Genomic DNA, 15506 nt, shown 5'->3' on the forward strand with positions numbered 1-15506 from the left:
AGATGAAAGACGTAACCAGACGCGGTGTCGTGGCCGGAGCGGCCGGCGGCCTGATGCTGGTGAAGCCCGAAACCGCTTTCGGCTACCAGGCCAATTCGAAGGTGGTCTTCGGGATTATCGGAACGGGCGGCCGCGGCACCTATGTCGGCACCCACATGACCAATGACGCGAATGCGCAGTTGGGGGCCATCTGCGACATTTACCCGGATCGCATCGACCGGGGCAAGACGCAGATCCCCGGCGCCGACAAGGTGCCGGCCTATAAGGACCTCAACGAACTGCTGGCGCGCAAGGACATCGACGCGGTGCTCATCGCCACGCCGGTCTTCCTGCACCCCGTGCACTTTGAAGCCGCCGTCAAAGCCGGCAAGCATATCTATTGCGAGAAGCCCGCCGGCGCCAGCGTGGCCGGTGTCAAACGCCTGCTCGCCGCCGCGAAGAAGGCTGACCCGTCCAAGACGATCCAGTTCGGCTTCCAGCAGCGCCACAGTCCCGAGTACCTCAAGGCCTGGGACATCTACAAAGCCGGCAAGATCGGCGACGTGAAGATGATGATGAGCTACTGGGTTCTCGGCGGCACGCCGCCTACCCAGGGCCCCACCACACCCCTTCCGCCCGAGGAAGAGAAGATCCGCCGCTGGGGCAGTTGGCGCGAAACCTCCGGCGGCCCCATCGTCGAACAGGACTGCCATGGCGTCGACGTCCTCAACTGGTGGGCCGAAGCCCATCCCACCAAGGCCATCGGCACCGGCGGCCTGCGCTATCCCATCCCTTACGGCGACTGGACGTCCGACCACCACAACATCACCTACTACTACCCCAAGGGCATCGAAGGCTGGCTCATCTCCGTCAAACACACCGCCGGCTATCGCGATGTGAAGGAGCAGATGTACGGCTCCCAGGGCATGCTCGAACTGGCCCGCACTTACTACAAGTGGCACGGCCCCATCGCCACCTCGCCGTTGAAGAACGCCGACGACCTGCGCGACCGCAGCCTCATCGAGCGCGGCGACTCCAAGCGCGAAATCACCATCGACGCCATCGAGTACTTCTACAAGAGCATCGTCGACAAGAAGCCGCACAACCTCGCCCAGGACGCGGCCGACAGCACACTCACCTCGCTCCTCGGCCGCATGGCCTTCGAGAAGAAACGCGAAGTCACCTGGGAGGAACTGCTCAAGTCAGAGTAGGCTTCCTGACACCGCGGCACGAACACGAAGGGCGGCGAAGGGCTCAACAGCCCCCGCCGCCCTTCTTCCTTGCGCTTCCGGCCTAAATTTAAAGCAGAACTCAAAAGAAGCCTTGCAAAGCTTCAAAAATTCATGTAATGTCCCGCAATGTAGTGGTCGCGGCTGGGCCAGACTATGGAGGAGGGAAGTATTTTCAGGCTCCAGCCACCTCGGCATGCGTGAGTCTCCGTCGACATCAGCTGTCAGCGCTGTTTGATCCGGCTTGCTTCTGCAGGGGTCGACTCAGCCGCCATCACTGCAACCTCGTCCTCGCCTTCTCTTCGCCCTAGACGCGCTCAGGCGTGGCCGGGCTTACATTCACTACGGCTGTCCGGGTGCCCAGGTAGGGGTGCTTGGCCGTCAGCCGGACTGTGCCGCCCGCCTCCTTCGCCCTGATCCATACCGCGCCCGTCCCGCCAGTGATGGCGAACGGATTCTCGCCCACCAGCTCGCCTGGCCCGCTGATCGTCAGCGCCACCGCCCCCGTCGCGAACGGCCGGATGTTGCCATATTCGTCGGTGATCAGCAGCACCACCCGCGTGGCGTCGCGCCCGTCGCCCACGATGGTCTGGTCATCCGGCAGCAGCTTGAGGTCTGCGTCCTTGCCCGAGCCCGACAGCGTCAACGTCTTGGCCAGCTTGCCCTTCACATAGCCCTCGATCTTCAGGTCGCCCCACGGATCCAGCGGCAAGTCACTCAGGTTCATCATGAACGGCGGGTACTTCAGGTGGGCAAAGGTCTTGCGATCCGGGTCCAGCTCCATCTTGAGCGTCCCGGCGAAATACACCTTCAGGTGGTCGCAGTTCGAAAGGATCGGCACCGTGCCCACCCCGCCCGCCTCCGACTTGTCGCCCGACGACCAGAAGAACCCGGCCTCCAGTACGGTCTCTTCCTCCGGGTCCACCTGCGACTTGTAGAAGTAGGCCGCCGGCTTGGGGATGCGGAAGATATCGCTGACCCCGTGGTAGCAGATGTGGTCGCCCGACCCGAAGTTGGAGTGCGTGTTGTAGTCGAACGCGCACCACGAGATGCCGCCCGCATAGCGGTCGTCCGACGAGAGCTGGTTGTGGACGCGGGCATGCCGGATCACATGCTCGGCCACGCGCGTCACATTGTCGAACCGCTTGGTCGAGAACATGTGCCCGCTGAACTCGGTATTGAGGTACAGCGGGTGGTTCGGCATCCGCAGCGGGAAGCCGAAGTCGTTCATCGTGAAGACGTCCTCCAGCCGCTCGGAGTCGTAGATGTAGCGGATGCCGCCCGTCTGGCGCAGGTCGTCCAACTGGTGCGCCAGCGCGTTGGTCCGGGTGTAGAACTCGTGGTTGTCCTGCGACTCGTTGATACGCACGCCCCACAGGATGATGGAGGGATGGTTCCAGTCGCGCCGGATCATCTCACCCACGTTCCGCACGGCCACGTCCTGCCACGCCTTGTCGCCGATGTGCTGCCAGCCGGGGATCTCCTCCAGCACCAGCAGGCCCAGTTCGTCGCAGGCGTCCAGGAAGTCCACTGACTGCGGGTAGTGCGAGGTCCGCACGATGTTGCAGTGCAGCTCCCGCTTGAGGATCCACGCGTCGCGCCGCTGCACGCGCGCCGGCATCGCCCCGCCCACATAGGGGAAGGTCTGGTGGCGGTTGACCCCGCGCAGCTTCACCGGAGAGCCGTTCAACCGGAAGCCCGCCGGGGTGAACCCGGCCTCGCGGAACGCAGTCCGCGTGCGGTACTCGTCCTTCGCTCCATCGCTGGTCTCCAGCCGCACCACGACCGTGTACAGCTTCGGGGTCTTCAGGTCCCAAAGTGTGATGGCACCCAACGACTCGAGGCTGATGTCGTGATGGTCCGCCGCCGCGGATACATCGGCCGTGGCTGTCTTCAGCACGGTGGACCCGTCGCGCAGCTCGGCAGTCAGCTTCGCCGGACCGGCAATCGGCCCGTTCAGATAGCAGCGCACCCGCAGCGCCCGGCTGCTCTCCAGCGGGTTCACCGGGCTGGCGAAGACGTTCTCAATGAACGTCTGGGGGACCACCCGGAGTTGGACGTCACGGTAGATGCCGCCAAAGGTGAGGTAGTCGATGTTGGCCCCAAACGGCGGAATGTCGGGCCGTTCCGTCGAGTCGACCTGGACGGCCAGGACGTTCTCCGCGCCTAACTTCAGGTGCGGAGTGAGGTCGAAGGAGAACGGCGTGTAGCCCCCCTTGTACTCGGGGAACGTGTGGCCGTTGATGGTCACCGTGGAGGCGGTCATGGCGCCGGCGAAGTCGGCAAAGACGCGATGGCCCTTCCACTGCGGCAGTGCCTGGAAGCGGCGGCGGTAGGCCGAGACGAACTGGAAGTCCTTCTCCTCGAAGCTGTGCCACGGCAGCACGACATTCGTGTGCGGCAGCGTGACCTTGGCCCACTGGGTGTCGTCGAACTCCGGCGCGGCGAAGCCTTGCGGAGCCTTGCCGCCAAAGCGCCAGTTGCGGTTCAGCTCATAGACGCGCTGCACGCCGGCGGGCGTGGGCTGGACCTGGGCGCTGAGGGCGGTGGCGGCGGTGCCCAGGATGAACGATCGGCGGTCGACGGGGGCGGTGAGGTGCTTCATGGGTGTCTCTGCGACATCAACCTATCACAGCCGGGTGCATGATATAGTCCAGGGCGAGATGAGAGGCGCACCCTACACCCTGATCGCGGCTCTGCTCTGTGCGCCCCTGGCGGCGCAGGCGCAGGGCGAATGGAAGACCCTGTTCGACGGCAAGTCCCTGGAAGGCTGGAAAGAGACGCAGTTCGCCCGCCACGGCGAAGTGAAGCTCGAGAACGGCGCCATGCTGCTGGGCCTCGGCCAACCGCTGACCGGCGTGAACCTCAGCACGCCATTCCCCAAGATGAACTACGAGATCCGCTTCGAGGCCATGCGGGTCAGGGGCGGCGACTTCTTCGCCAGCCTGACCGTCCCTGTGGGCGAGTCGTTCGCGACCTTCGTGACGGGCGGCTGGGGCGGCGACATCGTGGGCCTGTCGAGCATCAACGGCTGGGACGCCTCCGACAACGAGACCCGCTCCTACTTCACGTTCGAGAACGGCCAGTGGTACACCTTCCGCCTGCAGGTCACGCCCGAACGGATCGTAGGCATGATCGACGATCAGGTGGTCTTCAATCCAGGTATAGCGGGCAGGACAATCAGCATGCGGCCCGGGGAGATCAAGCTGTCGACGCCGTTCGGCTTTGCGTCGTACAACTCGGTGGGGGCAGTCAGGAAGGTCGAATATCGCCTGCTGCGGCCCCCGTCTGGAGACCGCAGCAAGGATTGAGACAGGCTAACCGTTGAGCTTCCATCCGGGACGGTAATCCCGGCGCAGGTAGTCGTTCGCTTCGCTGGAGTTGGTGACCTTGCCGGTGGCCTGGTCGTATTCCAGTTTCTTGCCCGCGCGGTGGGCGACGAGGCCCAGCAGCATCTGCTCCATCATCGACCCGGAGTAGTCGAAGTCGCAGTGCGTCTTCGAGCTGGTGCCGTGCTTGACGTTGTTGTACTTGCCCTTGCAGGCATCCAACCATTCGCGCTGGAAGACGTCGCTGCCGGGCCCGCCAATCTCGCGGCCTTCCTTCTGGGCGGCCAGGATCTCGTCGACATTGGTGTTGGGCAGGCCGAGCGCCGCGGGCACGTTCCCTTCCAGCATCTGGACCGTCGGGAACCCGTTGGCTCCGACTTCGGCGCTGGGCATGGAGGTGAAGCCCGCCGGCATCGGCCGCGCCGGCGGACGCTGGCCCGACGGGCGGCGCGGCGGAGCCTGCGTCACCTGACCGGTACCCTGAATCAGCGGCAGCGTCTCGGAGGAGCCGCGGCGCTTGTAGTAGGTCAGGTCGCCGTCATCATTGTTGGGCAGGATGACGCGGGTCGTGAAGTCGGCGAAGATCGAGCCCTTGGTGCCCTCGAAGATCGCGCCATTGCCCACGCGGCTCAGGTCGATGTAGCCACGCGGCGCCTGCGGCTTCAGGCCGCCCTGGTACCACACGATCTCGATCGGACCGCGCCAGCTGTTGGCCGGGTGATGGAAGCTCGCCTTTAGCTTGACAGGGCAGATGTTGGGGTCGTACTTGTCGCTGACCTCCTGGTCGATCTCAATCCCCGCCGGAGCGCCGGCGTCGACGGAGTTCCACAGCAGGTCCATCGTATGCGCGCCCATGTCGCCCATCTGGCCGACGCCGAAGTCGCGGTACATGTTCCAGAACAGGCAGTTCAAGCCGTTGGAACCGCCGAAATACTGCGGGCTGTAGGGATGGTACGGAGACGGTCCGATCCACTGCTCGTAGTGCAGGAACGAGGGCGGCATGCCTTCGGCCACCGGATAACCGGGCCGCGGCAGGCGGCGCGCATCCCAGCCATGAACGGTCTTCAACTCGCCGATGGCGCCGTCGAGGATCAGTTCCCGCAGCCGCTCGAAGTTCGGATAGGCGTGCCGCTGGGTGCCGTGCTGGGTGGCGATCTTCGCTTTGCGCTTGTTGTAGTTCGCGCGCAGCGTGCGGACCTCGTCCACCGTGATGCCCATGGGCTTCTCGCAGTAGACGTGCATGTCGCGGTTCATGGCCCAGTTGGCGATGAACGCATGATGGTGATCGGCCGTGCAGATGATCACCGCCTCGATGTCCTTCTGGTCGAGCATCGGGCGCCAGTCGAAGTACGGCTTCGCCTTGGGGAAGATCTGAAGAGCTTCCTTCGTGCGGTGTTCGTTCACATCGCAAAGCGCCACCACGTTCTCGTTCTGTAGCACGTTATAGTGCGCTGTGCCGCGTCCCCACACACCGACGAGGGCGACATTCAACTTGTTGCTTGGCGCATTTTGTCCGCGGAGCGTGCCGCTTTTCAAAATGGTGAGGCCGGCGGAGGCGGCGGCCGATTTCAGCAGATCGCGTCTTTGCATAAGAGGAACTCCACGAACATACTACAGGAGCTTCGGGCCTTATGCTGCCCCCACCGGACCGTTCCCTGTTTCAAGCAAACTCGACGGGCCCTACTATGCAGCCGCTTCGGCCTCCACAATGCCCAGCGGCGACTTCGTCTTGTAGACGCGTAACAACCGCAGGCCGGCCGATGCCAGCAGGTCTGAAAACTCCGCAGCCGTGCGCTCGCGGCCACCGGTCATGACCAGCATGTTGAGATCCATCATCGGGCCGAAATCGGGCACGTTGGCCTCCGGCAGCACCGCGTCAAAGATGAGTACGCGCGCGCCGGGCGCCATGGCCTTGCGGATGTTCTCCAGAATCAGCCGGGACTCGGCCTCGGCCCAGTCGTGCAGGATCCACTTCAGCGTGTAGAGGTCGCCGCCCGCCGGCACGCTCTCGAAGAAGTTGCCGGGGTGGAACTCAATGCGCTGCTTGACGGGCTCGTGCTGCAGCACTTCGCGTGCCTGTTCCACCACTGAGGCGGCATCGAACAGCACTCCGTGTGCCTCCGGGTTGGCATTGAGCATGGCCGACAGAAGCTGGCCCTGGCCGCCGCCGACATCGACGATCCTGCGGTAAGGCGTGAAGTCGTAGACCTCCAGGATGGCGCGCTGCACCACGCGGGTGAGGTTCGTCATCGAGTCGTTGAAGGTGGCCGCAAGCTGCGGGTGTCCTTTGAGGTAAGTCCAGGGATCGGTCTGGAACGTAGTCTGGAACGCGTACTCGCCCGAGTGAATGGCGTCGATGATGTTGCCCCACGCGGCATAGTGCATGAGGCCCAGCTCCGTGATGACAGTGGAACGCAGGGAGCCGGGCACATCCTTGCGGAGCAGGTTCGAGAGCGTGGTGGCTTCAAAGCACTGCCCGGGCAGTTCGCGCAGGACCCCGCCGGAAGCCAGGGCGCGCAGCAGCCGATAGAGCGAGGGCGCATGCGTGGAAGTGGCCGCCGCCAGGTCCTGTACGTCTCGCGGGCCATCGGCCAGGAGATCAGGAATCTCCAGTGTCGCCGCGACCTGTACGGCCCTGGATAGCCAGAACCCGCCGATAATTCCCAATACCTGCTGCGCCGCCGCCTGTTGTTCCAGGGCGGCTGCGTCCGCATTGACCTGTTGTACGGTCCCAGATGCCATGATTCGTTCTCCTGATCTAAGTCGCGAGAACCCGAGCCCAGGCGGATCAGGTTTTCCGGATAAGTTGTGACTGGCGTTCGATAGGGGGCCGGCGTGCCCCCGGTTTACAACGATTTCAGGTACTCGATGATGGCCATCCGGTCGTCGTGCGACAGCAGCGGGCCGATCACACCGTTCCTGAGCGGGCCGTCCTTGAATTCGTGGCCGGTGTTGGCATTGCCCGGCTTGGCCGTGTCAAAGAGGCTGGCGCCGGGAAACTGTTCCGTGTGGTAGCCGACCTTCCCGGGGTCGTACTGCTTGCTGCCGGTCCAGAACGTTTTGGGGCGATCAGACTGCGGGGACAGCAGCAGGTAGAGGTTGGGCACGCAGCCGTTGTGGAGGTATGGAGCCACCGCCCAGATGCCGTCCAGCGGCCGGGCCTTGTAGATAAGATCGTCGCGCACGGCCGGGTCCTTGCGATCGCGGCCGCCGGCCCACTGCGTCCGCCGTTCGGGCGTGAAGTAGTCCTTGTCCTTGTCGAAGTAGGCGTCGACAATGCCGTGCGTGACGAGATTCAGCCCTTCCGCAGCCGACTTGACACCCAACTTTAGGTCGCCGGTATCGGCCGTGCGGTTCCGGAAGTCGACGGCCTGGTGGGGATCGGTGCCGATGTCCTCGATGCGAATATCGGTCACCTGGAGGAACCAGTTGCCGACGCCGTTCCTCCACCAGTAGGTGGGCTCGGAGGCTCCGGGCTTGCCGTAGCCCTTCAGGTCGGCCAGCAGTTCGGGTACGGGCGGCAGATGGCAGCCCTGGCAATGCTTGCGATACAGCGCCCCGCCCTGCGTCACCTTGGCCTGATCGAGCGCGGGCAGGACAGACGGCCATTTGGGCGAGGTGAGCCCCTGGAACGGCGCGGGCCCGGCGAGGAGTTCCTCCATGGCGTACAGGCCGCGGACGTTGATGGAGTTCTCGAACTTGCCGGCATCCGGCCCATTGAGCTTCACCGCCGCGCGCACGCCGAGTGCCTCACCGATATTGCGGACCAGGGGATCGGCAATGGAAGAGTTGTACTGAACCCAGTTGAACCAGGACGCGTCCCAGATCTGCGGGAAGCGTACGGCCGCGTTGGATACGGCGAAGTTCTTCTCAATGCCCGTGTCGACGGCGAAGACCTGGTTGCCGATCCTGGTCAGCGCGTCGGTGCGGCCGAAGCCCGCCTTGTTGTCATACGCGTGCACGGCGTCGGCCGCCTTCTTTTCGGCGAGGCCATTCTTAAGGTAAGCCTCCATGCCGGCGCGTAGTTCCTGCTTCTGTTCGGCGGTGGGGTTGGGCCCGAGGACACGCTGCTCAAAGCGGCTGTAGCGGCCGATGCTCATGGGGAACTTCAGGGTGAAACCGAGAGCCAGGCCCAGCGCCTTCTGGAATTCAGTGACCTCGATCATGGCCGGCCCGCCGTCGATCTGCACGGCGTACTTGCCATAGAAGACCTCGCCCGTGTGGCAGGCAGCGCAGGTGAGCCCCACCACGGTGGCAGGCTTTTTGGTTGCGGGATCGACGAAGTCCTTGTCGACCGCGAAACCGACAGGCAGGCCATCGGGATTGATGGCCGGATCCTTTTTGCTGGGGATGAAACCGAAGCGGGCGAGGTAGGAGGTCTCGTGGAACAGGCCGCAGCCAAAGGGGGAGAGACAGGGCTGCTCCAGCGCCATGAACCAGGGGTAAGGCAACAGCCGGGTTCCCTGCGCGGTGTGATGGAACTGGAGCCGTTGCTGATCGGTCCAGTTCTGGCTGACGGTAATGGTCTCCGGCGGCCGTTGCACATCCGGCACATTGACGCGTATTTCAGCCAGTTTTGTCTTCACCACGGGCATGGCGGCCAGGACAATGACTGCAGCCACGACGAGAAAGATGAGCGTCCGTTTCAAGTGAGTTCCCTCCAATGGAAGCCATGCGGCCAGTGGCGCCAGGGCGCTGAGGACACGAGGTGCGCATGAATCCAAAACTGCCACCCAGGCGGCAGTAATCCCAGGGTTCCTAGAATAACCCAAGTCCGCTCAAATGGTGAACGTCAACTGGAGGGAAAGTGCCGCGGAGTGCCACCAGGCGGACCTCTCCTCGCCGGGCGCGCTGCCAGCTCACTCAAACGGGCTGTGGAGAATCGGAGGCGGATGCCTCAGGGCTTCAACGTAACCTTGCCCACCCCGTCGACATACGCTTCCAGCGTCTCAAACGCCTTCTGCACCTGATCCAGCGGCAGGCGGTGGGTAATCATCGGTGTGAACCGCTGGGGCTGTTCCTGCAGCAGCCGGAGGGCCAGTTCGCTCTTGTGATTCGAACGCCGCACCGGGAAGAAGTGCTGCTCTTTGCGGCGCAGGTGGTGGAAGTCGATGGCCGGCATGGTCTCCGACGGCAGCCCAGTAATGACGATGCGCGCGGCCGACGCGCCCATGCGGATCGCCCAGTTGATCGAGCCATCCTTGGCCGCGCAGTCATAGACCATGTCCACGCCGCGCTTGCCGGTATCCCGCAGCACTGCCTGCACCGGATCCGTCGCATCGGGGTCGATCACGGCATCGGCGCCCAGCACCAGGGCCAGGTCGCGCCGGTGCGCCACCTTCTCCACGCACCAGATGCGCGCCACGCCCGCCACACGCAGGGCCGCAATCGTGGTCAGCCCGATGGGGCCGCCGCCGATCACAACGGCGGTCTCGCCGATCTTCGGGTCGCCCATGCGGAACGAGTGGAGGATGATGCCCAGCGGTTCAAACAGGGTCGCTTCGTCGAAACCGAGATTCGCAGGCAGCGGTAGCAGGTTCGTGGCCGGCAGATTGGCCCGATCGCGAAACAGGCCGGGCTCGCCGGGGTTGCTGAGGAAGCGCACATGCTCGCACAAGTGATGCCGGCCGGACATGCAGAATTCGCAGTGGTAGCAGTAGATGGGCGGCTCCAGCGCCACACGGTCTCCGGCGGACCAGCCCGTCACACCCGCGCCTGTCTTCAGCACGGTGCCCACGGGTTCGTGCCCCAGCACCATCGGATATTGCGACGGCACATCGCCGATCTGCCCTTCAGCGAAGTTGTGCAGATCGCTGCCGCAGATCCCCACGGCCTCCACCCGCACCTGCACTTCGCCCGGCAGCGGATCGTGAATCACGTTCTCTCTCAGCGCGAATTGGTGCTGTGCAATCAGTTCAGCGACGGCCATGGACGCTCCATTTCTCCCGCCCCGTGATGATCAGTGTGGATTCTCAGGGCTTATACGATTTCAACATAAGCGGACCCACGGCTCGCAGTGTGCCCGCATCCGGCAGGCCCCGCAGCAGGCAGCCGGAGAAGCGCGCCAGCACGGCCGCGCAGGCGCCCGCATCGGCCTCTTCCACCAGCACAGGCCGCTCCACGCGCCGCGGGTCCATGCCCAGCGCGTCGCCTTGCGCGATGATCACATCGGCATCCTGCACCAGCCGCGAGTTCTCTGAGATCCGGTTGCGCGCTGACAGCGCGATGGGCAGCGCATAGTCGGTGTGCCGCAACTGGAACCGCTCGCGGATCGCCTCGGAGATCTTCTCCAGATGATTGGGGACGAAGCTGTCGAAATCCCAGCCCTGGCCGGACCAGTCGGCCGCCGGATTGAGAATCACGTGACGGTGGTTGCGGTCGATCAGCCAGTCGGTAAGATGCCGCGCGGCCTCCAGCATGGCTTCGGGAGAATCGAAGTTGTGATCCTGGTCGGCGTGAAAGAGGACGAGCTCCACCGCGATGCCCTGCTGCGCGGCGGAAACCAGGATCTGGTCGAGCCTCTGCTTCTCCGCGGCTGAGATCGATCCGTCGGCTTGAAAGGAGTTGTGGTGCTCACCCTGCAGCACGAGGCGCACCAGGCGCAGGCCGCTGGAAGGCAAAGCGTCGAACCCTTGGGCGGGGGCGCCGCCGGCGGCCGGAACCACATCCATGGTTACGCCCACCAGGCGTCCCTGCACCTGGCGCCGGTACTCCGGCTGGGAGCAGGACTTCTGCCAAGCCGCACCGGCGGAGGCACGGAGATAGAACGCGCGGGGATCGTACTTGGGCCCAATCAGGTAGCCGGTCGAGATCTCCAACGATTCACTCGGGGACGATCCGCCAAAAACGGGGCAGACCATGAGGGCGCAACAAAGAAAGACACGCATTGGTTACCGGAGTGCGCGCCCGTGGACGGGCGTTCACTTCTTGAATAAGTTATCAAATGCGATGCGCGCATCGTTGGCGGTCTTGGGCGCCAGGACTTCGGGCCTGTCAGCCGCGGGCCGCGAGGCCGCCGCCGGCGGCGCCGAATCGCGGGCCACAGTCACGCGCGCACGGAAGAACGTGCACTCGTTCGCCTTGTCCTTGTAGGCAATGCGCTCCGGAATCGGCTTCGTGCACTGGAATCGCGTCGAGGGCTCGAAGTAGGAGCACTGCTTGCAGCAGTGCAGCGCGACGCTGCACTTGGGGCAGGCCCCCGTGAAATCCATACCTGGAGGCAGAGGCGTGGCACAGTTGTAACAACGGGAAGCCGTCACTGTCTCCACCATGCGCGGCAGGCGCGGGCCGGTGACATCAATGGGTGGGCGAGGGCCGCGGTTGCGCTGGCGATCGTCGCCCCCCCGAGCCGGCCCCTGGCCCGCGGCTTCGGTGTCCATGTAGCCCCGTTGTTTGTACTTGCGGTCGCCGTCCATAAATGGAGTCCACTCCTTCGTGGGATCTCAGCTGAAGTCTCGTGCCAATGGTGTTGGGATGAATGCCAACGTGGCCCTTCCCGGCGCTTTCCACATCTCACCTTGGTAAAGGGGCCGTTGGGGAATCGCTTTGGCAGGCACCGTCCCCAGATCGGGGGATGGAGCGTCTAGCGGCTCAATCCCACCCGGTCATTGGCCGGCACACCTCATTCTTAACACGGAACGCAGCCGGAATCCAGCACAGAAATTGTTCAGCTCCGCGTCCACTTCACCGGAGACAGGCAGGGTCTCGTCAGCGGATCGTCGCAATGGTTCGGACTCACGCGCAGCGTGTAGCCCAGCCGTCCGGTCTGGTGCGGGACAAAATCGCGCCCAAACACAACCGCCTCACTTTGTTCTGACAGCGGGGGCAGGGTGATCACGCTGGTATCTTCCAGTCCGCCGTCGGGATTGACGCGGCCCACGACGGCCTCGACGCGCACATCCTCCGGCGTCAGACCAGCCAGGCGCACCGCCGCCCGCAACTGAATCGGAGTACCGGTCAGCACACACGCGCCCGGCCCGTCGCCGGAATCTTCAATCGAGACCTGCGACCACAGGCGCTCCACCTGCGCATACCAGCTCGCCTTTTCGCGCGCCGGCTGGAAGTTGTCGCGCCTCACCGCCAGAAAGCCGATGTGGGCCGGCTCGTAGAAGCGCGTGGTGTAGTCGTGAATCATGCGCTGGCAATTGAAGCCGGGACTCAGATTCATTAACGATTGTTTCACTCGCTGCATCCAGCCGTGCGGAACGCCCTCTTCCCTGCCCTTATAGAACAGAGGGAGGATGTCGTTCTCCAGTTGGGAATAGATGGAGGACGCGTGCAGGTCGTCCATGTCGGACGAATACTGATCGCGATCGCCGATGGCCCAGCCGCCGGAGACCTCATACGCCTCGTCAAACCAGCCATCCAGAATCGACAGGTTGAGCGTGCCGTTCATGGCCGCCTTCATGCCGCTGGTGCCGCAGGCTTCCTCGCCGCGGCGCGGGTTGTTCAACCACAGGTCGACGCCGTGCACCAGTTCGCGCGCCACTTCGATGTCGTAGTCCTCGATGAAGACAACGTGCTTCGCGAAGCCGGGATCGCGCGAAAGCTGCACGATCTCCCGGATGAACTGCTTGCCCGGGTTGTCCTTTGGGTGCGCCTTGCCGGCCACCAGGATCTGCACGGGCATCTGCGGATTGGAGAGGATCTTCTTCAGCCGTTCTTTGTCCCGGAAGATCAGCGTGGCGCGCTTGTAAGTGGCGAAGCGCCGCGAAAACCCGATGGTGAAGGCTTCCGGATCGAAGAGTTCGGCCAGGCGCCGCTGTTCGATGGAAGACGCACGCCGTTCCTGCGCACGCTTCGACATGCGTTCCCGGACGAAATTAATCAGGCGGCGCTTGCGGCGGCGCCGGATCTCCCACAACTCATCGTTGGGGATTTCGGGCACCTGCTCCCAGATCGAGCCCTCGGGGTAGCGTTCCCGCCAGTCCGGCGCCAGATACTGGTCGTAGAGCAGCGCCAGGTCGCCGTTCAGCCACGTCGGCAGATGAACGCCGTTCGTGATGGGTGTGATCGGCACCTCATGGATGGGCAGGTCCGGCCACAGCTTGTGGAACATCTCCTGGGAAACTTCGCCGTGCAGGCGGCTGACCGCATTGCGATAGGCCGAAGTCTTCAAGGCCAGCACAGCCATGGAGAAGCGGTCGCCCTGTTCGTCCGTGCCACCCTGGCCCAGGCTCAGGAATTTGTCGAAAGGTACCCCGTACCGTTCACAATATCCGTGCAGGTACTCATAGACCAAGCCCGGATCAAACATGTCGATGCCGGCCGGGACAGGCGTATGGGTCGTGAAGACGTTATTGCCGCGCGCCGATTCGAGCGCTTCCTCGAAGCTCAGCCGGTTCTCCTGCATGGACAGCCGGATCCGCTCCAACGCGAGGAAGGCCGAGTGGCCTTCGTTCATGTGATAGACGGTCGGCTCCAGCCCCAGCGCCTTCAGCGCCCGCAGGCCGCCCACGCCCAGCACCAGTTCCTGCTGGATGCGCGTCACGTTGTCGCCGCCGTAGAGCTGGTCGGTAATGTCGCGGTACTCGGGATTCTGGTTCTGCGGGATGTTGGTGTCCAGCAGCAGCAGGTCCACGCGGCCTACCTTCATCCGCCAGACCTTAATGGAGCAGGTGCCGTGCGGCAGCTTCACTTCCACCAGGATCTCGTTGCCGTTGGCGTCGAGGGCCGGCTGTACGGGCCAGGTGTAGAAATCGTTAACCGGCGTCTTCTCGGTCTGCCAGCCGTCGGGATTCAGATACTGCTGCAGGTATCCTTTTTGATAGAGCAACCCGATACCCACCAGATTCAGGCCGGCGTCGCTGGCGGCCTTCAGGTGGTCACCTGACAAAATGCCCAACCCGCCGGAATAGATGGTCAACGACTCAGACAGGCCATACTCCATAGAGAAGTAGGCAACCAACATGGTGTCCTTGCGGCTGGCGTCGGGCGGCAGGGACATGTACTGGTCATAGCGGCGGCACGCGCTCTGGTAGAGAGCGATGTAGCGCGGGTCCGCGGCGGCTTTCTCCAACGACTCTTGCGGAATACGACCCAGCATCAAGACGGGGTTGCGGTGGCATTCCTTCCAAAGAGAGGGGTCCAGCCGGCGAAACAGGGGCCGGATGGTGTGGTCCCAACTCCACAGCAGATTGTGCGCCAGTTCGCCTAAGCGGGAAATGGCGGGCGGCAGCGCGGGGCTGACCAGGAACTCCTTCACTGGTTGAACTTGGAATGGCATGGTGGCTCTTGATGGATAGACATTCCAACATAGCAAACCCGGCAACGGACCCGTTGCCCTCTTCCTGGGGAGGGCCAAGGATTTCAGTTCCTTAATGTAAGGCCCTTCACAGTACTCAGGGTACGCTGAAACAGGGTAATCATATTTTTAAATCTTTTTATCTTCATCTAGCCAGTTTTCGACGTACAATGTTGTCATGAAGCTCAGCGCCCAAGAGGAATACGGGCTGCGATGCCTGTTATTTATGGCTCGCCACGGCGAGACGAAAAGCCACAGCATTCCTGAAATAAGCCGGGCCGAGGGTCTCTCGGTCCCTAACGTTGCCAAACTGATGCGGATTCTACGCCTCGGTGGACTTGTAGCCAGTGTCCGCGGTCAGGCGGGTGGGTACACTCTGTCGCGGCCGGCCGATCAGGTCACCGTCTCTGAGATCCTGTCGCTTCTGGGCGGCAGTTTCTTCAACCCGCACTTCTGCGACCGCCATTCCGGCCTGGAGCGGAACTGTGCTCACACGGGGGATTGCGCCGTGCGCCTGCTTTGGGGAGCCGTCCAGAAGTCACTGGACGCCATCCTCACGAAGACCACGCTGCGCGACCTGCTGCGCAGTGAAGAGGATATGTTGCTGTTTCTGAAGGACCACGGCGCCGCAACGGTAGCCGAAGCTCAGACGGTGACGGTCCATTCCATCACCAACTAATGGTTTGTCCGTCCTGCTCCGTTGAGGGACTGATTCGAGCCACCCTG

Annotated in this window: 11 protein-coding genes; 3 read left to right on the top strand and 8 right to left on the bottom strand. The window is 63.5% G+C overall.

From position 1 onward, the window contains the following. Positions 1 to 2: 2 nt before the first annotated feature. The gene (locus IRI77_RS10035; protein WP_194451935.1) at positions 3 to 1190 is read left to right on the top strand and encodes a Gfo/Idh/MocA family protein; all 1188 of its coding nucleotides are present in this window, start codon (positions 3 to 5) and stop codon (positions 1188 to 1190) included. Between the two features lie 325 nt (positions 1191 to 1515). Here IRI77_RS10035 and IRI77_RS10040 read toward each other — a convergent pair whose 3' ends face one another. Continuing rightward, complete coding sequence (locus IRI77_RS10040; protein ID WP_194451936.1) at positions 1516 to 3813, bottom strand: glycoside hydrolase family 2 protein; 2298 nt, start codon at positions 3811 to 3813, stop codon at positions 1516 to 1518. A gap of 58 nt (positions 3814 to 3871) precedes the next feature. On the opposite strand from IRI77_RS10040, the gene IRI77_RS10045 reads away from it, so the two are divergent. Continuing rightward, entirely contained in the window at positions 3872 to 4519 is a 648-nt protein-coding gene (locus IRI77_RS10045; RefSeq protein WP_194451937.1) for a 3-keto-disaccharide hydrolase, read from the top strand. 6 nt (positions 4520 to 4525) lie between these two features. Here IRI77_RS10045 and IRI77_RS10050 read toward each other — a convergent pair whose 3' ends face one another. The 7 genes from IRI77_RS10050 to glgP form a co-directional block, all read right to left on the bottom strand. Next, positions 4526 to 6127, bottom strand: coding sequence for a Gfo/Idh/MocA family protein (locus IRI77_RS10050; protein WP_194451938.1), 1602 nt, complete (start codon positions 6125 to 6127; stop codon positions 4526 to 4528). Between the two features lie 93 nt (positions 6128 to 6220). Continuing rightward, positions 6221 to 7279 (bottom strand): methyltransferase, encoded by a 1059-nt coding sequence (locus IRI77_RS10055; RefSeq protein ID WP_194451939.1) that lies wholly within the window; start codon positions 7277 to 7279, stop codon positions 6221 to 6223. Between the two features lie 104 nt (positions 7280 to 7383). Further along, positions 7384 to 9186, bottom strand: coding sequence for a di-heme-cytochrome C peroxidase (locus IRI77_RS10060; protein WP_194451940.1), 1803 nt, complete (start codon positions 9184 to 9186; stop codon positions 7384 to 7386). A 248-nt stretch (positions 9187 to 9434) separates the two neighbouring features. Then, complete coding sequence (locus IRI77_RS10065) at positions 9435 to 10466, bottom strand: zinc-dependent alcohol dehydrogenase (RefSeq protein ID WP_194451941.1); 1032 nt, start codon at positions 10464 to 10466, stop codon at positions 9435 to 9437. 43 nt (positions 10467 to 10509) lie between these two features. Beyond that, positions 10510 to 11355, bottom strand: a complete 846-nt coding sequence (locus IRI77_RS10070) for a hypothetical protein (protein ID WP_194451942.1) — start codon at positions 11353 to 11355, stop codon at positions 10510 to 10512. Between the two features lie 102 nt (positions 11356 to 11457). Next, positions 11458 to 11952, bottom strand: coding sequence for a hypothetical protein (locus IRI77_RS10075; protein ID WP_194451943.1), 495 nt, complete (start codon positions 11950 to 11952; stop codon positions 11458 to 11460). A gap of 251 nt (positions 11953 to 12203) precedes the next feature. Beyond that, complete coding sequence (gene glgP, locus IRI77_RS10080) at positions 12204 to 14762, bottom strand: alpha-glucan family phosphorylase (protein WP_194451944.1); 2559 nt, start codon at positions 14760 to 14762, stop codon at positions 12204 to 12206. A 196-nt stretch (positions 14763 to 14958) separates the two neighbouring features. On the opposite strand from glgP, the gene IRI77_RS10085 reads away from it, so the two are divergent. Beyond that, complete coding sequence (locus IRI77_RS10085; protein WP_194451945.1) at positions 14959 to 15459, top strand: RrF2 family transcriptional regulator; 501 nt, start codon at positions 14959 to 14961, stop codon at positions 15457 to 15459. The last annotated feature ends 47 nt before the right edge of the window (positions 15460 to 15506 follow it).

Source organism: Paludibaculum fermentans (assembly GCF_015277775.1).
In the GTDB taxonomy this organism is placed as follows: domain Bacteria; phylum Acidobacteriota; class Terriglobia; order Bryobacterales; family Bryobacteraceae; genus Paludibaculum; species Paludibaculum fermentans.

Excerpts from the sequence above, each read along its gene's own strand:
- glgP (WP_194451944.1), bottom strand. The coding sequence starts at position 14,762 with ATGCCATTCCAAGTTCAACCAGTGAAGGAGTTCCTGGTCAGCCCCGCG.
- IRI77_RS10065 (WP_194451941.1), bottom strand. The coding sequence starts at position 10,466 with ATGGCCGTCGCTGAACTGATTGCACAGCACCAATTCGCGCTGAGAGAG.
- IRI77_RS10085 (WP_194451945.1), top strand. The coding sequence starts at position 14,959 with ATGAAGCTCAGCGCCCAAGAGGAATACGGGCTGCGATGCCTGTTATTT.
- IRI77_RS10040 (WP_194451936.1), bottom strand. The coding sequence starts at position 3,813 with ATGAAGCACCTCACCGCCCCCGTCGACCGCCGATCGTTCATCCTGGGC.
- IRI77_RS10035 (WP_194451935.1), top strand. The coding sequence starts at position 3 with ATGAAAGACGTAACCAGACGCGGTGTCGTGGCCGGAGCGGCCGGCGGC.
- IRI77_RS10045 (WP_194451937.1), top strand. The coding sequence starts at position 3,872 with ATGAGAGGCGCACCCTACACCCTGATCGCGGCTCTGCTCTGTGCGCCC.
- IRI77_RS10055 (WP_194451939.1), bottom strand. The coding sequence starts at position 7,279 with ATGGCATCTGGGACCGTACAACAGGTCAATGCGGACGCAGCCGCCCTG.
- IRI77_RS10075 (WP_194451943.1), bottom strand. The coding sequence starts at position 11,952 with ATGGACGGCGACCGCAAGTACAAACAACGGGGCTACATGGACACCGAA.
- IRI77_RS10050 (WP_194451938.1), bottom strand. The coding sequence starts at position 6,127 with ATGCAAAGACGCGATCTGCTGAAATCGGCCGCCGCCTCCGCCGGCCTC.